Origin of the sequence: Streptomyces tubbatahanensis, from assembly GCF_022699385.1 — a bacterium.
GTDB lineage: Bacteria > Actinomycetota > Actinomycetes > Streptomycetales > Streptomycetaceae > Streptomyces > Streptomyces diacarni.
Map to the genome: position 1 here is coordinate 1887486 of NZ_CP093846.1, position 18316 is coordinate 1905801.

Below are 18316 nucleotides of genomic sequence, written 5' to 3' on the forward strand. Positions count from 1 at the left end.
TGTGAGGTCCGCGCCGCTGGGCGGCGACCGCACCGGGCGAGCGGACCGCGCGACGGCCCACCTGGTGAGCGGACTCGCACCCGAACAGCAGAACCAACCGGCCGGGCTTCTGCGTGTTCTGCTGCGAGATGTCCAACAGCGCCTGGACGACCGCCGGCTGGCACAGGTGGGCGAACCGGACTGAGCCCCGACGCCTGTCGACCCTTCTTCCACTGTAGTAACTTCGGGTGACCGAACTGCGGGCAGAGAGCTGAGAGATTCGTTGCGTATGAACAAGCAGGCGAGTACAGCGATGTGGACCGCAGGAGCCGTTGCCGCGGCCCTGCTGTTGGGAGCATGCGGAAGCGACGACGACTCCCAGGACGAGATCAAGGGCGCGGGCGACAGCAAGCCGTCGAAGTCCGCCCCGGCATCCAAGAGCTCCGCTCCCTCGCAGTCCGAGGACTCCGAGATCAAGCTGGCGAAAGACGCCAAGAACGTTTTCGAGGACGCCAAGACGGACGACCCGAAGAAACGGGAGGTCCTGGCGGACAACCAGCGGCGGATCAACTCCATCGACAGGGTGATCACGACAGGCAAGGATGTCGAGCAGGTGGCGCTCTACTCCAAGGGGCAGGCCGCCATCTCAGCCAACGAGTACATCTTGAGCTTCACCAAGAATGGGAAGAGCTGGGCAGGTGTCACGCGCTACTACAACCAGCAAGTGCAGCTGGAAGGTGGCGAGGCGGCCCAAGTGACTTTCTGCGCGGACGAGAGCAAGGCAAAGAACAAGATCGTCGAGACGGGCAAGCTCAAGCCGAACAACGGCGGCGACAAGAACTACCTCCTCACCTCGATGAGGATGGAACGCAACAAGGACGGCGTCTGGCAGGCAACAGCCGGTAGCGAGACAGCGGGGGCGGAGAAATGCATGGGTTGACCCGAAGAGGTTCGGCGGCGGCGCTGGCGGCGGTGTTCCTGCTCACTGTGACGCAGACTGTCCAGGCAGCGGAGCCCGAAGGCAAGGGCGGAGGCGGAGGAGCGTTCTCCGGCGGCACGGAGACGCAAGCACCGAGTGTCAACGCAGAGGTCTCCCGCGTGCAGATCACCGGTGGCGGTGACACCGGTAAGGACACCGTCAAGCTGACTCCGCAGAACTCCAACTGGGAGCCGCCGGCGTGCTGGTACGAGCCGAAGACGTCGCCCAAGGAGCTCAAGGAGAAGATCGAGAGCGCGAAACCCGAAAAGCGGAAGCCCAAGAAGAAAAAGAAGCCGGAGACGATCTTCGACGAGCTGGAGGAGAGCAACCAGGACGCCGCGGACGCGGTGTCGAACCAGGTGGTCGGTCTCTACGAGGACTACTACCAGACCGACAAGTACGAGGACTACAACATCGACAAACAGGGCGAAGGCATGTTCTGGGAAGGGGTGAGGAACCCCGACCGCGCTGACGACCCCGAATCCTACAAGTGCAGCCAGCACGCGTACTGGGTGCCGGACGGTGAAACCCCGAAGAACGTACCTCTCGCCGTCAGCCCCAAGGTGCTGGCCGAGTACGCCTACGAGCGGCTGCCCATCCCACGCACGGAAATATCACTGAACCCCAAGGGCAAGCAGACGGTCAATCTCGACACCTGGGTGTGGGCCGAGAAGAAGAGGTTCAAGAAGGTGAGTGTGACCGCCTCGCTGGAGAATCCCGCCATCTCCGCCACCACCACCGCTGAGCCCGTCTCCCTGACTCTCGAACCCGGCACCGAGGACGCCAGGACATACCCCGCCTCGGGCACATGCAAGCTCGGAGAGCCCTACTCCGCGGATAAGAAGGACCAGACACCGCCCTGCGGCGTCCGCTACCTCCGCGCCACCGCCAAGAACGGCACCTACCCTCTCAAGGCCACCCTCACCTGGGAGATCTCCTGGAAGGGATCCGACGGAAGCGGCGCCACGCTGCCGGCGGGCACCTTCAGCACCACCGAGGACCTCACGGTCAAGGAGATCCAGTCGATCGTGCGCGACTGAGGAATCCGGGCGGAGACGGACACGAAACAGACCGCGGCGCCCGCCGTGACCCGGTCGGGGACTGGCAGGCGCCGCGGTGTCCGTACGTCCTTGTACGGAGGTTCGGGGACCCTCAGACGGTCAGGGAGCGGTCCGTGGGGCGGATGGGGGCGTGCAGGGTGCTGGCGGTGCCGGTCAGGTGGCGGTCGACCGCCTTGGCCGCGGAGCGGCCCTCCGCGATGGCCCACACGATGAGGGACTGGCCGCGTCCTGCGTCCCCGGCGACGTAGACGCCGGGGACGTTGGTGGCGTAGGAGTCGTCACGGGCGATGTTGCCGCGCGCGTCGAGGTCGACGCCGAACTGTTCGACCAGGCCGTTCTCGCGGTCGACGCCGGTGAAGCCCATGGCGAGGGTGACGAGTTGGGCGGGGATCTTGCGTTCGGTGCCCGGCTTGGGTTCCAGCTTGCCGTCGGCCATCTCGACCTCGACCAGGTGGAGCCACTGGACGTTGCCGTCCTCGTCGCCCTCGAAGTGGGTGGTGTTGACGGAGTAGACCCGCTCTCCGCCCTCCTCGTGCGCGGAGGTCACCTTGTAGAGCAGGGGGAAGGTCGGCCACGGCTGGCGGGCCTGGTCCCGCTCCTCGCCCGGCTTGGGCATGATCTCCAGCTGGGTGACGGAGGCGGCGCCCTGGCGGTGGGCGGTGCCGACGCAGTCGGCGCCGGTGTCGCCGCCGCCGATCACGACGACGTGCTTGCCCTCGGCGGTCAGGGGGGAGTCGACGTAGTCGCCCTCCTGCACCTTGTTGGACAGCGGCAGGTACTCCATCGCCTGGTGGACGCCGTTGAGTTCCCGGCCGGGGACGGGCAGGTCGCGGGCGGTGGTGGCGCCGGCCGCGACGACCACCGCGTCGTAGCGCTTGCGCAGCTTCTTCGCGTCGAGGTCGCGGCCGATCTCGACGCCGGTGCGGAACTTGGTGCCCTCGGCGCGCATCTGCTCGATGCGGCGGTTGATGTGCCGCTTCTCCATCTTGAACTCGGGGATGCCGTAGCGCAGGAGGCCGCCGAGGCGGTCGGCGCGTTCGTAGACGACGACGGTGTGTCCCGCGCGGGTGAGCTGCTGGGCGGCGGCGAGCCCGGAGGGTCCTGAGCCGATGACGGCGACCGTCTTCCCGGAGAGCCGCTCGGGCGGCTGCGGGGCGACGCCGCCGCTCTCCCACGCCTTGTCGATGATGGAGACCTCGACGTTCTTGATGGTGACGGGCGGCTGGTTGATGCCCAACACGCACGCCGACTCGCAGGGGGCGGGGCAGAGCCGCCCGGTGAACTCGGGGAAGTTGTTGGTGGCGTGCAGGCGTTCGGAGGCCGCCGTCCAGTCGCCGCGGTAGGCGTAGTCGTTCCACTCGGGGATCAGGTTGCCCAGGGGGCAGCCGTTGTGGCAGAAGGGGATGCCGCAGTCCATGCAGCGCCCGGCCTGCTTGCTGATGATGGGCAGCAGGGAGCCGGGGACGTAGACCTCGTTCCAGTCCTTGACCCGCTCGTCGACGGGTCGGGACTGTGCGACCTCGCGGTCGGTGGTCAAAAAGCCCTTGGGGTCAGCCATGGGTCGCCGCCTCCATCATCTTCTCGTGGGTCTCGGTCGTGGAGAGACCCGCTCGCTCGGCGGCGTCCTTGGCGGCGAGCACGGCCTTGTAGGTGGCGGGCAGGACCTTGCGGAAGCGGCCTGCCGCTCCCTTCGGCCCGTCCCAGTCGGCGAGGAGCCCGGCGGCCACGGTGGAGCCGGTCTCCTCCTGGTGGCGGCGCACGACCTCGTGCAGCCACGTCCTGTCCTCGTCGGTCAGGTCCTCGACGGCTCCGCGCAGTCCGGCGTTGACGTGCCCGAGGTCGAGGTCGATGACGTAGGCGGCGCCGCCGGACATGCCGGCACCGAAGTTGCGTCCGGTGGTGCCCAGGACGACGGCCGCGCCACCGGTCATGTACTCGCAGCCGTGGTCGCCCACGCCCTCGGAGACGACCAGCGCCCCGGAGTTGCGGACGCAGAAGCGTTCGCCGACCCGGCCGCGGAGGAAGATCTCGCCTCCGGTGGCGCCGTAGGCGAGGGTGTTGCCCGCGATGGCGGAGTACTCGGCCAGGTGGTCGGCGGCCCGGTCGGGGCGGACGATGACGCGGCCGCCGGAGAGGCCCTTGCCGACGTAGTCGTTGGCGTCGCCCTCCAGGCGGAGGGTGATGCCGCGCGGGACGAAGGCGCCGAAGGACTGTCCTGCCGAGCCCGTGAAGGTGATGTCGACGGTGTCGTCGGGCAGTCCCGCGCCGCCGAACTTCCTGGTGACCTCGTGTCCGAGCATGGTGCCGACGGTCCGGTTGACGTTGCGGATCGCGACCTGGGCGCGGACCGGCTGCGCGTTCTCGGCGGTGTCGGCCTCCAGCGCGTCGGCGGCCAGCTTGATCAGCTGGTTGTCGAGCGCCTTCTCCAGCGCGTGGTCCTGGCCGGTGACCTGGTGGCGGACGGCGCCCTCGGGCAGCTCGGGGACGTGCAGGAGCGGGGCCAGGTCGAGGCCGCGCGCCTTCCAGTGGTCCACGGCGCGGGAGGTGTCGAGGAGTTCGGCGTGGCCGATGGCCTCGTCGAGGGTGCGGAAGCCGAGTTCGGCGAGGAGTTCGCGGACCTCTTCGGCGATGAACCGGAAGAAGTTGACGAGGTACTCGGCCTTGCCGCTGTAGCGCTCGCGCAGTGCCGGGTTCTGGGTGGCGATGCCGACCGGGCAGGTGTCGAGGTGGCAGACGCGCATCATGACGCATCCTGAGACGACGAGCGGCGCGGTGGCGAAGCCGAACTCCTCGGCGCCCAGCAGCGCGGCGATCACGACGTCGCGGCCCGTCTTGAGCTGGCCGTCGGTCTGCACGACGATCCGGTCGCGCAACCCGTTGAGCAGCAGTGTCTGCTGGGTCTCGGCGAGGCCCAGTTCCCAGGGGCCGCCCGCGTGCTTGAGGGAGGTGAGCGGGGAGGCGCCGGTGCCGCCGTCGTGCCCGGAGACGAGGACGACGTCCGCGTGTGCCTTGGACACGCCCGCCGCGACGGTGCCGACGCCGACCTCGGAGACCAGCTTCACGTGGATGCGGGCCGCCGGGTTGGCGTTCTTCAGGTCGTGGATGAGCTGGGCGAGGTCCTCGATGGAGTAGATGTCGTGGTGCGGCGGCGGCGAGATGAGGCCGACGCCTGGCGTGGAGTGCCGGGTCCTGGCCACCCACGGGTAGACCTTGTGTCCCGGCAGCTGGCCGCCCTCGCCGGGCTTGGCGCCCTGGGCCATCTTGATCTGGATGTCGTCGGCGTTGACGAGGTATTCGCTCGTGACGCCGAAGCGCCCGGAGGCCACCTGCTTGATGGCCGAGCGCCGCGCCGGATCGTACAGCCGCTCGGCGTCCTCGCCGCCCTCGCCGGTGTTGGACTTGCCGCCGAGCTGGTTCATGGCGATGGCCAGCGTCTCGTGGGCCTCCTGCGAGATGGAGCCGTAGGACATGGCGCCGGTGGAGAACCGCTTGACGATCTCGCTCGCGGACTCGACCTCCTCGATGGGGATCGAGGGCCGCTCGCCCTTGAAGGAGAAGAGGCCGCGGAGCGTCATCAGGCGCTCGGACTGCTCGTCGACGCGCTGGGTGTACTGCTTGAAGATGTCGTAGCGGCGCTGCCGGGTGGAGTGCTGGAGGCGGAAGACCGTGTCGGGGTCGAACAGGTGCGGTTCGCCCTCGCGGCGCCACTGGTACTCGCCGCCGATGTCGAGGGCGCGGTGCGCCGGGGCGATGCCGGAGACGGGGTAGGCCTTGACGTGCCGGGCCGCGACCTCCTCGGCGACGACGTCGAGTCCCGCGCCGCCGACCTTGGTGGTGGTGCCGTGGAAGTAGCGGTCGACGAACGCCTCGTCCAGGCCGACCGCCTCGAAGACCTGCGCGCCGCGGTAGGAGGCGACGGTGGAGATGCCCATCTTGGACATCACCTTCAGCACGCCCTTGCCCAGCGCGTGGATCAGGTTGCGGATGGCCTGCTCGGGCGCGAGCTCTTCCCCGTCGCCCGGCAGGAAGGTGCCCGCGCGCACGAGGTCCTCGACCGACTCCATGGCCAGGTAGGGGTTGACCGCGGCCGCGCCGTAGCCGATGAGCAGGGCGATGTGGTGGACCTCGCGCACGTCGCCGGCCTCCACCAGCAGCCCGACCTGGGTGCGCTGCTTGGTGCGGATGAGGTGGTGGTGCACGGCGGAGGTGAGCAGCAGCGACGGGATCGGCGCGTGCTCGGCGTCCGAGTGCCGGTCGGACAGCACGATGAGCCGGGCTCCCGACTCGATCGCCGCGTCGGCCTCCCCGCAGATCTGCTCGATCCGGGCCGCGAGGCCGTCCCCTCCTTCGGCGACACGGTAGAGCCCACAGAGCGTGGCGGACTTGAAGCCCGGCATGTCGCCGTCGGCGTTGACGTGGACGAGCTTGGCCAGCTCGTCGTTGTCGATGACGGGGAAGGGGAGGGTGACGCTGCGGCAGGAGGCGGCGCTCGGCTCCAGCAGGTTGCCCTGGGCGCCCAGCGGCGAGTGCAGCGAGGTGACGAGTTCCTCGCGGATGGCGTCCAGCGGCGGGTTGGTGACCTGCGCGAACAGCTGGGTGAAGTAGTCGAAGATCAGCCGGGGCCGCTCCGAGAGCGCGGCGATGGGCGAGTCGGTTCCCATGGAGCCGATCGGCTCGGCGCCGGTGCGTGCCATCGGCGCGAGGAGGACCCGCAGTTCCTCCTCGGTGTAGCCGAAGGTCTGCTGGCGGCGGGTGACCGAGGCGTGGGTGTGCACGACGTGTTCGCGCTCGGGCAGTTCCGCGAGGTCGATGAGGCCGGCGTCCAGCCACTCCTGGTAGGGGTGTTCGGCGGCGAGCTGGGCCTTGATCTCGTCGTCCTCGATGATCCGGTGCTCCGCGGTGTCCACGAGGAACATCCGTCCCGGCTGGAGGCGGCCCTTGCGGACGACCTTCGCGGGGTCGATGTCCAGGACGCCGACCTCGGAGGCCAGGACGACGAGGCCGTCGTCGGTGACCCAGTAGCGTCCTGGGCGCAGCCCGTTGCGGTCGAGAACGGCTCCGACCTGGGTGCCGTCGGTGAAGGTGACGCAGGCGGGTCCGTCCCAGGGCTCCATCATCGTGGAGTGGTACTGGTAGAAGGCGCGGCGTGCGGGGTCCATGGAGTCCTGCGACTCGGCGGACTCCCAGGCCTCGGGCACCATCATCAGCACCGAGTGCGGCAGTGAACGGCCGCCGAGGTGCAGCAGTTCGAGCACCTCGTCGAAGGTGGCCGAGTCGGAGGCGCCCGGGGTGTTGACCGGGAAGATCCGCTCCAGCGTCTCGTGGTCGCCGAACAGCCCCGAGGCGAGCTGCGACTCGCGGGCCCGCATCCAGTTGCGGTTGCCCTGCACGGTGTTGATCTCGCCGTTGTGGGCGACGAACCGGTAGGGGTGGGCCAGCGGCCAGCTCGGGAAGGTGTTGGTGGAGAAGCGCGAGTGGACCAGCGCGATGGCGCTGGCGAAGCGGCGGTCCGACAGGTCGGGGAAGAAGGGCTCCAGCTGTCCGGTGGTCAGCATGCCCTTGTAGACGAGGGTGCGCGCTGACAGCGAGGGGAAGTAGACGCCGGCCTCGCGCTCGGCGCGCTTGCGCAGCACGAAGGCGAGCCGGTCGAGTGCGATGCCCTCGCGCTCGCCGTCCGCCGCGGTGACGAACAGCTGGCGGAAGGTCGGCATGGTGGCGCGGGCGCCGGGGCCCAGCAGCTCGGGTGCGACGGGCACGTCGCGCCAGCCGAGTACCGTCAGCCCCTCTTCGGACGCCAGCGTCTCGATGTGTGAGACGGCTGCCGAGGTGGCTTCGGCGTCCTCGTCCTCGTGCGGCAGGAAGCCGATGCCGACGGCGTAGGACCCGGGCTCGGGCAGGGCGAAGGGGACGTTCTCGCGCAGGAAGGCGTCGGGGATCTGGAGGAGGATGCCGGCGCCGTCGCCGGTGTCGGGGTCGGACCCGGTGGCGCCGCGGTGTTCGAGGTTGCGCAGGACGGTCAGCGCCTGCTCGACGAGGTCGTGGCCGGCCTCGCCGGTCAGGGTCGCCACGAAGCCGACACCGCAGGCGTCGTGCTCGTATCGGGGGTCGTACATGCCCTGCTTGGCAGGGCGGTGGGCGGCCCAATCCGCTGTCGGCACAGCACGCATCGGCAGCTCCCGTCGTCTCGTGGCAGTGGTACATACCGAGGGACGACGTTGGCCCTCTTGTGGCAGAAGAATTTTCGAGCAGGTTACAGGGTGGCCGATTCCCCGGGAAGTGGAAGACGCGTCTCGCGATGCGGACACGGGGCGGCCTGGTCCTCGTGGGACCTGCACGGAAAGGGGGCGGGGTCGAAGGTGGTGACCCCGGTGAGGAACAGCTTGCTCGCCACCCGCGTCGTTGCCGGCGGCGTTACGGACTACTGCCCGGGGCCGCACGAAATGAAACCGCCGGGTAACACGCGGATCATGCCCCGGAAGGCCCGCACGACGCTGTGACCTGGCCCACGGCCTTCCGCCAGGCGGACGGACCGATGTCCCGGTCCGTCCGCCTGGCGGGGGCCGGAGAGGCGGGCGGGGGCCCGGCAGGAGGCGGTGCCGGTAAAGGGCTCAGCAGGCGGCGGCGCCCAGCACCACAGGCAGCACCTCCAGCTCGTTCTGGCTGAGGACCGGACGGTTGCGGATCCGCTCCGCCGGGACGGCGAGCCGCAGCGCCGGGAACCGGGCGAACAGCGCGGGGAGCGCGATCGACGCCTCCAGCCGGGAGAGCGCGGCGCCCGGGCAGATGTGCGGCCCGTGTCCGAAGGCGAGGTGCCGCACGGGCCCGGCGGCCGCTCTGCGCAGGTCGAAGCGGTCGGCACCGTCCCCGTGCTGCGCGCGGTCCCGGCCGATGGCGCGGTAGGACATCACGACGCCCTCGCCCTCCTCGATGACCGTGCCGGCGACCTCGATGTCCGAGGTCGCGAACCGCATGAGCAGATGCGTGGAGGGCGACTCCCAGCGCAGCGTCTCCTCGATGACCGCGTCCCAGCCGACCTCACCGTCGAGCACGAGCCGCAGCTGCTCCGGATGGGTGAGCAGGGCCCGCACGGCGCACAGGATGAGGGTCACGGTCGTCTCGTGTCCCGCGGCGACCATGGCTTCGAGGTTGCCGCGCACCTCTTCGGGGGTGAGCGGTTCGCCGCCCTCGTCGGCGAGGACGAGGGCGCTGGTGAGGTCGTCACCGGGAGCGGCCGTCTTGGCGCGGACCATGTCGTGGTAGAGCCCGTCGAGCTCCTCGATGACGGCGAGGCGCTCGTCCTGCGGGGTCAGCAGCGAGAAGAAGGCCTCGTACAGCTCGTGCAGCCGGGGTTCGAGTGCGGGGTCGACGCCCATCAGGGAGCAGACGACCGACATGGGCAGCGGCTGCGCGAAGGCGGCCTTCAGATCGACGGTCTCCTCGGGGCCGTGCTCCGCCATGCGGTCCAAGAGCGCGGTGGTGATGCCCTCGATCACGCCCCTGTTGGCCTCCAGCCGGCGCGGGGTGAGGGCCTGCGCCGTCTTGACCCGCAGGCGGCGGTGTTCGGCGCCGTCGACGGTGAACATGGAGCGGCCTGCGTCGACCATGCCGATCAGCGGCCAGGTGTGGTCGATGCGGCCGCTGCGCCACAGGTTCCAGCGGCCGATGTCCTTGACGAGCCGGCTGTCGGTGAGCAGCTTGCGGGCCTCGGCGTGGGTGGTGATCGTCCAGGCCTCGGCGCCCATGAGCGCGATCCGGACCACGGGTCCCGCGGTCCGCAGCGCCTCGGTCTCCTCGGCGAGGCCGCCGACGAGCGGGTCGATCTCCAGGGGGCAGCCCGCGGACGTGTCCTGCGCGGGCGCCGCGGGGCCGTGGGCGGGGCAGCGGCTCTCGGGCACCTCGGCGAGGGGGCTCTCGGCCGTGGGCTGTGGATACATCAGTGTCCTCCGTGGGGCGGGGTGGTCTCGAACCTGACGGGGAGCACCGTCATGCCGCGCAGGAAGGGCGAGGGGCGGCGTGCCAGCGCCTGCGCGGGCACGGCGAGTTCGATCCCTGGCAGCCTGTCGAGGAGCACCTCGATGCCGGTACGGGCGAGGATCTCGGCGATCTCCTGGGCGGGGAAGGGGCACTGGTACTCGCCGTGGCTGAAGGCGAAGTGGGCGAAGTTGTTGTTGCGGAGCCCGTCGCCGGAGTGCGGGGTGTGGGCGTCGGGGTCGGCGTTGGCGCCGGCCAGGCCGAGCAGCAGCATGTCGCCCTTGGCGATGTGGCGCCCGGCCAGCCGGGTGTCGCGGGCGGCCCAGCGTCCTGCGAGGATCTGGGTGGGGGTGTCCTCCCACAAAACCTCGTTCATGGCCTCGGGGATGCTGTGGCGGCCGCCGGTCAGCGAGGCGGCGAAGCGGTCGTCGGTGAGCATGAGGCGCACCGAGTTGCCGAGCCAGTCGGACGTGGGCAGGAACCCGGCCGAGGTGAGCGCCATCAGGTTGAGGACGTACTCCTCGTCGGTGAAGGGCGCGGGGTGGGCTGTCATCGCGGAGGCCATGTCGGCTCCGGGGCGCAGGTGGACGCGTGCGACGAGCCGGCTCATCGCGGCGAGCGCGTCCTGGAACCCCTGGAGCGCGTCGGGTCCGCCGTCGCACATGTCGCTGAGGGAGCGGATGAGTGCGGGTCCGTCGGAGTCGGCGAAGCCGAGGACGCGGGCCAGCGCGAGGATGGTCAGCGGCCGGGCGTAGCCGGAGATGATCTCGGCTTCGCCCGTGCCGCAGAAGCCGTCGATGAGCCGGTCGGCGATCTGTTCGGTGGTACGGCGCAGTTCGATGTGGTCGACGCTTTCGAGCGCGTCCTGGACCATCGCCAGGTGGCGGCGGTGCTCTTCGCCGACGGTGAAGTAGACCGAGGGCTGCGGGGTGCCGATCATCGGGCGCAGCGGCCAGTCCTCGGGCACGTTGGGCCACTGGTTCCACAGGCCCTGGTCGCGGGGGAAGAGCAGCGGGTCGCCGGTGACGCGGAGGAGTTCGCGGTAGCCGATGACGAGCCAGGCGGGGACGTTGCCCGGGAGGGTCACGGGGACGACGGGGCCGTGGTCGCGGCGCATGTCCCGGTGGAGGGCCTCCAGATCGGTGTGGAACCTGGGCCCCATGAGGGGGACCGCGCCCGGCGGGGCCGCGGTGGCGTTCGAAGCGTGTGCGGGGCACCTGTCCGCGGTGTGTGCGGAGGCGCTCCCGGCGGGCCGGGGCTGACTGGTCATGGTCGTTGATTCCCCTGTGAGCGGCGGCACTTGGTGTCTGCACGTGTCACTTCCTGCACACCTTAGACACGTTCCCGATCAGTGGGAGGCGGTTCTTGACGATCCGCGCCTTCTCGTTCTCTCCACCCCTCTCCACCCCTCTCCACTTCTCGCCACTTCTCGCCCGCCAACGTTCGGATGCGTCCGACCCCTTGACAGGAGGGGAGGGCGCACCCAATATCTGTAAACGTTTTCAGTCGCTGTAAAGGTTTACAGCCCGCGCGGCGGCTGCCTCATCGGACACTCCGGCGGAATCCCCGGCGGACCACCATCGCGAAGGGGCCGAAGTGATGTCTGACGGCGGACCACCGACCGTCGTGTCGATCGCGGAGCGCGCGGGCGTCTCGATCGCCTCCGTCTCCCGCGTCCTCAACGGCGTGGGAGCGCGCCCCGAGACCGTGCGGCGGGTCGAACGGGCGGCGGCCGAGCTCGGCTACGTGCCCAACGCGGTGGCCCAGTCCCTCAAGGGCGGGCGCACCAAACAGCTGACGTTCGCCATGCAGGACATCGGCAACCCCGTCTACGTGGCGATGGTCCGCCAGATCCAGGCCGTCGCCCGAGCCGCCGGGTACCGGCTGCTGCTGCACTCCACCGACGCGGTGATCGAGGACGAACTCGCCGTCGTGCGCAGCCTCGGGGACCGGACGAGCGACGGGCTGATCCTGTGCCCCATCCGCATCACACCCGAGCACGTGGAGGTGCTGACGGCCGCGGCCGGACCCGTGGTCGTGATCGGCTCGCTGCCCCAGGGCGTGCCGGTCGACGCGGTGCAGGCCGACTCGGTCCTCGGCGCCCGGCTCGCCGTCACCCACCTCGTCGAGAGCGGCAGGCGGCGGATCGCGTTCGTCAACGGCCCCCTGGACACGGTGCCGGGCCACAACCGCCGCCAGGGCTACCTCAAGGCGCTCGCCGAGGGCGGCGTCGTGCCGGACCCGTCGCTGGAGCGCGCCACCTCCTTCGGACTGGGTGCCGGACGCGAGGCGCTGCACGACCTGCTCGACGCGGGCACGGCCCCCGACGCCGTCTTCTGCGCCAACGACCAGCTCGCCCTCGGCGCGGCGCAGGCCGCGCACGAGCGGGGCCTGCGCATACCCGAGGAGATGGCCGTCGTCGGCATGGACGACAGCGACCTCGCCCGCGCCTGCTGGCCGCCGCTGAGCAGCGTGGACCTCGGCTCAGAGGAGCGCGGCAGGACGGCGGCGCGGATGCTACTGGAGCGGCTGTCGGACACCCCCGACGACCGCCAGGACGCCGCCCCCGAACCCGGAGGGCCCCGCCCCGGCGCGGCGCGGCGCGTGACCACGGCGCCCCGGCTGGTCGTGCGCGCCTCGTCGGCCGCGGCCCCGACCGCGGACGCGACCGCGGCGAGAGGCGGTGTGCGATGAGCACGGCCTCCCCCGCTTCGCTCGGCGACGAGACGACAGGCACCGTCCCCACGGCCCGCGGCGGCGGGCGGGGCGGGCGCGGCACCCCGCCGCCGCGCACCCCGGCGGCCCGCAAGCGCCTCCTCGGGCTCGACCACGGCGCCTGGTTCCTGCTGCTGCCCGCGCTGCTGCCGATCCTGGTACTGAGCGTGGGACCGCTGCTGTACGCCATCTCGCTGGCCTTCACCGACGCCCAGTTCGGGCGGACCGTGGAGACCGACTTCATCGGCGTCACCAACTTCGCCGACCTGCGCCTGGACTCGCTGTTCTGGGAGTCCTTCCGCATCGGCCTGGTGTGGGCGGTGGCGGTCACCGCGCTGCAACTGGTGCTCGCGCTGGGCCTGGCGCTGCTGCTCAACCAGAACCTGCGCTTCCGCTGGCTGGCCCGCACCCTGGCGCTGGTGCCCTGGGCGATGCCGGAGGTCGTGGTCGGCATCATGTGGCGGCTCGTCTACCACCAGGACGCCGGCATCCTGAACAAGACGCTGCGGCAGGTGGGCCTCCTCGGTGGGCCCGCCGAGAACATCGACTGGCTGACGAACCTCTCCCTCGCGCTGCCCGCCGTCATCCTCGTCGGCGTGTGGGCGGGCATGCCGCAGACCACCGTCGTGCTGCTGGCCGGGTTGCAGAACGTGCCCCACGAGCTGACGGAGGCCGCACAGCTGGACGGCGCCGGAGTGTGGCGGCGGTTCGCCTCGGTGACCTGGCCCGCGCTCAAGCCGGTGGCCGTGGCGATGACCGCGCTGAACTTCATCTGGAACTTCAACTCCTTCGGGCTGGTCTACGTGCTCACCCAGGGCGGGCCGGGCGGCCAGACGCGGCTGCCGATGCTCTTCGCCTACGAGGAGGCCTTCAAGTACGGCCAGTTCGGCTACGCCGCCGCGATGGGCGTCGTGATGATCGCCGTCGTCGCCGTGTTCCTCACGGTGTTCCTGCGCAAGCGCCTCAAGGAGGACGCCATATGAGCGGCACGAGCAGCCTCGGCGCCCCGACCGCACGCACGAGCGCGCCGTCCGCGGGACACGGGCGGCGGCGCACCCTGCGCCTCGCGGGCCGCACCGGGCAGTACGCCGGGCTCCTGTGCTACCTCGTCTTCCTCGCCTTCCCCCTGGTGTGGCTGGTCTCCACCTCCTTCAAGTCACCGCAGGAGCTGGGCCGGATCGACCCGACGTGGCTGCCGCAGCACCCGACGCTGGAGAACTTCCGCGCCGCCTTCGAGGCCCAGCCGCTGGCCCGCTCGGCGCTCAACAGCCTGATCGTCGCCGGCGGCGCCACCCTCATCTCCGTGGCGCTGGCCGTGCCGGCCGCCTACGCGCTGGTGCGCCACCGCTCCCGGGTGAGCACGGCCGCCAACGGGTGGGTGCTGGTCAGCCAGATGTTCCCGTTCGTGCTGGTGATCATCCCGCTCTTCCTCGTCCTGAAGAACCTGCACTTGGTCAACTCCCTCGGCGGGCTGATCATCGTCTACGTCGTCTGGAACCTGCCGTTCTCGCTGTGGATGCTCCAGGGCTACGTCAAGGCGGTGCCCGTCTCGCTGGAGGAGGCCGCGGCGGTGGACGGGGCGAGCAGGCCGCGCATCCTGCGCAGTGTCGTGCTGCCCCTGCTGGCGCCCGGCCTGGTGGCGACGCTGATGTTCTCCTTCGTCACCGCCTGGAACGAGTTCTTCTTCGCCCTCGTCCTGCTCAAGTCCCCGGAGACCCAGACGATGTCCGTCATCCTCACCCGCTTCCTCGGCGACGAGGGCGTCGCCGACCTGGGCCCGCTGGCCGCCGCCTCGGTGCTCGCGACGATCCCGAGCCTGCTGTTCTTCGCCCTGCTCCAGCGGCGGCTGGCCTCCGGGATGCTGGCCGGGGCGGTGAAGGGCTGATGCGCTACGCACCGAGGGGTACGCGCGGAGCCGTCCGCGCCGCGACCGCCACCCTGCTGGCCTGCGCCCTGCTCACCTCCTGCGCGGGTGGCGGCGAGGGCGACGGCGAGGGCACCGTCACCCTGGACTACTACAGCCTCGCCTGGCAGAAGGAGTCCGTCGCCGCGAACAAGAAGCTGGTCGCGCGGTGGAACAAGACCCACCACAAGGTGAAGGTCCGCTACGTGCAGGGCGCCTGGGACACCGTCCACGACCAGCTGCTGACCTCCTTCGAGGGCGGCGAGGCACCCGACGTCATCCACGACGACGCCAGCGACCTGACCGACTTCGCCTACGGCGGCTACCTGGCCGACCTGCGCGACTACCTGCCCAAGGAGGCGCGCGCCGCGATCCCGCAGGCCGGCTGGGACTCCGTGACGATGAACGGCGGCCGCGTCTACGGCGTGCCGTTCCTCCAGGAACCCAAGGTGATCATCGCCGACAAGAAGCTGCTGGAGCGCTCCGGCGTGCGGATACCGACCGCGGGCCACCCCTGGACGTGGCAGGAGTTCGAGCGGGCCGCGAAGAAGCTGACCCGCGACAAGGACGGCAACGGCACACCCGAGCGGTACGGCACCGTGTGGCCGATGAAGGAGCCGGTCAAACAGTCCGTCAACCTCTCGCTGTCCACCGGCGGACGCCTCTTCACCCGCGAGCGGACCGGCGACGGCACCAAGAACACCGTGCGGTTCGCCGGGCGCGACGCGGCCATCAGCGAGCTGATCCACCGCCAGGTCAACAAGGACCGCACCGCGCCGCGCAGCGGCCTGGGCATGGGCGGCTCCGACACGCTGCCCGGGTTCTTCGCCGGGCGCTACGCGATGGTGCCGCTCAACTTCTCCTTCCGCCAGCAGGTGCAGCAGCAGGCGCCCGACGGCTTCGAGTGGACCGTGCTGCCGCTGCCGCGCGGCCAGCGCGAGGGCGAGAACGCGCAGGGCGTCGTCCCGCAGACCCTCTCCGTGGCGCAGGAGAGCGCGCACAAGAAGGCCGCGGCCGACTTCGTCGCCTACATGACCACCCCCGAGCACCAGGCGGTGCTCGCCAAGGGCGACTGGCTGCTGCCCACCGCGAAGGAGGCGCTGAAGGACCCCGAGATCAACCGGCGCGAGGACGGCTGGCGCACGGGCGCCCGGATCGCCCGCACCCTGCGGCCCTCGCCGACGCTCGGCGTGCGCGGCTACGCGGAGTGGTCAGACAAGGTCGCCACCCCCGCCTTCCAGCGCTACTACAGAGCCGACACCGACCTGGACGCGCTGCGTGACGCGCTCGTCGACGACGGCAACCTGATCCTCGACCGCTACCAGAGATGACCGCTGCGGTGGGAAGAGCCGCACGGCACGGCCCCGGCCGGCCGTCCTCCCCCGCCGCCTGATCCGCACCGAGGCCGGCTTCCGGCCGCCAGGTGCCCCGGTTCTCCGCCGTCGCGGCGGAGAGAGTGCGCCCCAGCGCACGGCACGGAAAACGCACAGAAAGAGCTCCGCATGAGCGCCGAGCTGTCGGCCGCAGCACCGCCCGCACGATCCGCGTCCTCCGCTCCCTCGCCCGCCCCCTCCGCCGCGCCCGCCCCCGCACCCGCCCCCTCCCTTCCTCGCGCTCCTCGCGCCCTCACCCCCTCACCGACCGACCGCGCCAGGGGCGCGATGGTGGGGCTCGCCGTGGGGGACGCGCTCGGCGCGCCCGCCGAGAACATGAAACCGTCGCAGATCCGCGAGAGGTGGGGCCGCATCGAAGGGTTCGTCAGCGACGATCCGGCCGGCACCGACGACACCGAGTACGCCCTCTTCTCCGGGCTGCTACTGGCCGAGCACGGCTCCGCGCTGACCGTGGAGCACGTCGAGGCGGCCTGGCACCGGTGGATCGCCGACCTGGACGAGGGCTCCTTCCGCGGCGCCGGCTTCAGCGAGCGCGGCACGCTGGAGAACCTGCGCCGTGGCCTGGCCGCGCCCATCTCGGCGCAGCACCGGCACGCCTGGAGCGACGGGCTGGCCATGCGGGCCGCGCCGTTCGGGGTGTTCGCCGCCGGGCGGCCCGCCGAAGCCGCGCGGCTGGTGGCCATCGACGGCACCGTCAGCCACGAGGGCGAGGGCATCTACGGCGGCCGTGCGGTGGCCGCGGGGGTCGCGGCGGCCATGGTCAGCGACAGCCCCGGCGCCGCCGTGCAGGCCGCGCTGTCGGTGATCCCGGAGAACTCCTGGACCTCCCGCTCCCTCCAGCGCGCCGTCTCGGCCGCGCGCCGCGCACCGCTGCGGCCGGACGCGACGCGGCTGAGCGTCGAGCGCGCCGTGCGCTCGTCCGTCGTCATCGGCGGCTACCCGTGGACGGACCTGGCACCCGAGGCGATCGGGCTGGCGTTCGGCGCGTTCACCGCGGCGCGCGGCGACTTCACCCACGCGGTGCTCACCGCCGTCAACATGGGCCGCGACGCCGACACCACCGCCGCCGTCGCCGGCGCGCTCGCCGGCGCGCTGCGCGGGCACGCGGCCATCCCCGAACGGTGGTCGTCCGCGATCCGCCCCGTACGGGGCAGCTGTCTGCCCGCCATGGCGGGGCGGCACGTCCGCGAGATCGCCGACCGGCTCGTGGGCGCCGCAGGCGGCCACCTCGCCCCCTCCGACGCGGCGCGGGACGCCTCATGAGCACCACCATCACCGCGCCCACGAGCGCCCACCCGTCCGGCGGCGACGGCGCGGCCAGGATCGAGGGGCTGCTGCTGGGGCTGGCCGCGGGGGACGCCGCCGGCTGGCCCTCGGGGCGGCACCGCGCCGCCCGGCTGCCGGACTGGACCCGCAGGCTGACCCGCGAACTGGACACCTTCGCCGAACAGAACGCCACCACCACCCTGCCGGTGCCCATCGCGCTCAACCAGCCGCCCGAGCCGCTGCGTCTTGGCCCCTCTGGTGTCAAAGGGGGTGGGGGGAAGAAGGATAATGGAGGTAGAAGGGAGGGGGAAGAAGGGTAAAGGAAGGATATATGAGTAAGGGAGAAAGTAATAGGGGGGAGAGGGAAGAGGAGGGTAGAGGGAGGGGGTTAGGAGGAGGGGGGAGGGGGGAGGTGGGGGGGGAGGGGGAGGGTAGAGGGTGAGGAAGTGGTGTGAGTGGAGGAGATGTGAAAGAGGAGAAGAAAGATGAGAAGGTAGGGGGAAGGAAGGGGATTAAGAGGAAGGAAGGGAGGAGGAAAAAGGAGTAAGGGGGGGATAGGTATTAAAGGATAGTTGGAGTAGGTAGAAGAAGGGGAGGGGGAGGAGGAAGGAAGGGAGGGAAGGGGGAGGAATAAAGGGGAGGTAAAAGGATGGATAGAGGGGAAGAAGAAAGGTGGAGGTAGGAAAAGTATATAGGGGGTATATAGGAGGTATAGGAGAAAGAGAGTGGGGAAGAAGAAGGGGAGGGGAGAGAGGGGAGGGGAAGGGGGTAGTAGGGAAGGGGGGGGGGGGAGGGGAAGGATAATAATGAGAAAAGTAGGATAAGGGGGGGTGTGAAGAAGGGATTAGATAGCAGGGAAACGAGAGGGGCGGGGGAGGATAGAGGAACGGGAGGGGGGGGTGGGGGTATGAAAGGGGGGAGCAATGGAAGTCAGTTAGGAGTGCTCGGAGAGGGGGAGCGGTTGGCAGGGGAAGGGAGGTAGAGGGGGCGGGCGGGGGCGGTCGATATGGGTGGCGAAAGATCTAGTAATGCTAACAGTAGATATGTG

The 18316-nt window shown here is 70.4% G+C and carries 12 protein-coding genes and 1 pseudogene; 9 read left to right on the forward strand and 4 right to left on the reverse strand.

Going from position 1 to position 18316, the window contains the following annotated elements; genetic code table 11:
* Position 1 precedes the first annotated feature (1 nt).
* The 3 genes from MMF93_RS08125 (at position 2) to MMF93_RS08135 (ending at position 1998) form a co-directional block, all read left to right on the forward strand.
* Positions 2-184 carry a hypothetical protein gene (locus MMF93_RS08125; protein ID WP_341483239.1) on the forward strand — a complete coding sequence of 61 codons (183 nt, stop codon included), beginning with the start codon at positions 2-4 and terminating at the stop codon, positions 182-184.
* Between the two features lie 84 nt (positions 185-268).
* Positions 269-919 (forward strand): hypothetical protein, encoded by a 651-nt coding sequence (locus MMF93_RS08130; RefSeq protein WP_242750512.1) that lies wholly within the window; start codon positions 269-271, stop codon positions 917-919.
* 47 nt (positions 920-966) lie between these two features.
* Complete coding sequence (locus tag MMF93_RS08135; protein WP_242750514.1) at positions 967-1998, forward strand: hypothetical protein; 1032 nt, start codon at positions 967-969, stop codon at positions 1996-1998.
* 112 nt (positions 1999-2110) lie between these two features.
* Here MMF93_RS08135 and MMF93_RS08140 read toward each other — a convergent pair whose 3' ends face one another.
* The 4 genes from MMF93_RS08140 to MMF93_RS08155 form a co-directional block, all read right to left on the reverse strand.
* Positions 2111-3577 (reverse strand): glutamate synthase subunit beta, encoded by a 1467-nt coding sequence (locus MMF93_RS08140; protein WP_242750516.1) that lies wholly within the window; start codon positions 3575-3577, stop codon positions 2111-2113.
* Complete coding sequence (gene gltB, locus MMF93_RS08145; RefSeq protein ID WP_242750518.1) at positions 3570-8186, reverse strand: glutamate synthase large subunit; 4617 nt, start codon at positions 8184-8186, stop codon at positions 3570-3572. Before gltB ends, MMF93_RS08140 begins: the two co-directional genes overlap by 8 nt.
* A 441-nt stretch (positions 8187-8627) precedes the next feature.
* The gene (locus MMF93_RS08150) at positions 8628-9953 is read right to left on the reverse strand and encodes a cytochrome P450 family protein (protein WP_242750520.1); all 1326 of its coding nucleotides are present in this window, start codon (positions 9951-9953) and stop codon (positions 8628-8630) included.
* Complete coding sequence (locus MMF93_RS08155; RefSeq protein ID WP_423835374.1) at positions 9953-11260, reverse strand: cytochrome P450; 1308 nt, start codon at positions 11258-11260, stop codon at positions 9953-9955. The genes MMF93_RS08150 and MMF93_RS08155 overlap by 1 nt, the downstream gene beginning before the upstream one ends.
* A 329-nt stretch (positions 11261-11589) precedes the next feature.
* Between MMF93_RS08155 and MMF93_RS08160 the strand changes: the two genes are divergently transcribed.
* The 6 genes and pseudogenes from MMF93_RS08160 to MMF93_RS33665 form a co-directional block, all read left to right on the forward strand.
* Positions 11590-12684 (forward strand): LacI family DNA-binding transcriptional regulator, encoded by a 1095-nt coding sequence (locus MMF93_RS08160; RefSeq protein WP_242750522.1) that lies wholly within the window; start codon positions 11590-11592, stop codon positions 12682-12684.
* Positions 12681-13688 carry a carbohydrate ABC transporter permease gene (locus MMF93_RS08165; RefSeq protein ID WP_242750524.1) on the forward strand — a complete coding sequence of 336 codons (1008 nt, stop codon included), beginning with the start codon at positions 12681-12683 and terminating at the stop codon, positions 13686-13688. The genes MMF93_RS08160 and MMF93_RS08165 overlap by 4 nt, the downstream gene beginning before the upstream one ends.
* On the forward strand, positions 13685-14590 hold the full coding sequence (locus MMF93_RS08170) for a carbohydrate ABC transporter permease (RefSeq protein ID WP_242750525.1): 906 nt from the start codon (positions 13685-13687) through the stop codon (positions 14588-14590). Before MMF93_RS08165 ends, MMF93_RS08170 begins: the two co-directional genes overlap by 4 nt.
* Positions 14590-15939 carry an ABC transporter substrate-binding protein gene (locus tag MMF93_RS08175; RefSeq protein WP_242750527.1) on the forward strand — a complete coding sequence of 450 codons (1350 nt, stop codon included), beginning with the start codon at positions 14590-14592 and terminating at the stop codon, positions 15937-15939. Before MMF93_RS08170 ends, MMF93_RS08175 begins: the two co-directional genes overlap by 1 nt.
* 330 nt (positions 15940-16269) lie before the next feature.
* Complete coding sequence (locus tag MMF93_RS08180) at positions 16270-17265, forward strand: ADP-ribosylglycohydrolase family protein (protein WP_242757365.1); 996 nt, start codon at positions 16270-16272, stop codon at positions 17263-17265.
* Positions 17157-17525 (forward strand): annotated as a pseudogene (locus MMF93_RS33665) (ADP-ribosylglycohydrolase family protein); the annotation flags it as partial. The gene MMF93_RS08180 and the pseudogene MMF93_RS33665, both read left to right, overlap by 109 nt.
* Between the last annotated feature and the right edge of the window lie 791 nt (positions 17526-18316).

Bases quoted from the DNA above. Each gene is read 5' to 3' on its own strand.
- MMF93_RS08130 (WP_242750512.1), top strand. From the start codon at position 269: ATGAACAAGCAGGCGAGTACAGCGATGTGGACCGCAGGAGCCGTTGCC.
- MMF93_RS08140 (WP_242750516.1), bottom strand. From the start codon at position 3,577: ATGGCTGACCCCAAGGGCTTTTTGACCACCGACCGCGAGGTCGCACAG.
- gltB (WP_242750518.1), bottom strand. From the start codon at position 8,186: ATGCGTGCTGTGCCGACAGCGGATTGGGCCGCCCACCGCCCTGCCAAG.
- MMF93_RS08150 (WP_242750520.1), bottom strand. From the start codon at position 9,953: ATGTATCCACAGCCCACGGCCGAGAGCCCCCTCGCCGAGGTGCCCGAG.
- MMF93_RS08155 (WP_423835374.1), bottom strand. From the start codon at position 11,260: ATGACCAGTCAGCCCCGGCCCGCCGGGAGCGCCTCCGCACACACCGCG.
- MMF93_RS08160 (WP_242750522.1), top strand. From the start codon at position 11,590: ATGTCTGACGGCGGACCACCGACCGTCGTGTCGATCGCGGAGCGCGCG.
- MMF93_RS08165 (WP_242750524.1), top strand. From the start codon at position 12,681: ATGAGCACGGCCTCCCCCGCTTCGCTCGGCGACGAGACGACAGGCACC.
- MMF93_RS08170 (WP_242750525.1), top strand. From the start codon at position 13,685: ATGAGCGGCACGAGCAGCCTCGGCGCCCCGACCGCACGCACGAGCGCG.
- MMF93_RS08175 (WP_242750527.1), top strand. From the start codon at position 14,590: ATGCGCTACGCACCGAGGGGTACGCGCGGAGCCGTCCGCGCCGCGACC.
- MMF93_RS08180 (WP_242757365.1), top strand. From the start codon at position 16,270: ATGGTGGGGCTCGCCGTGGGGGACGCGCTCGGCGCGCCCGCCGAGAAC.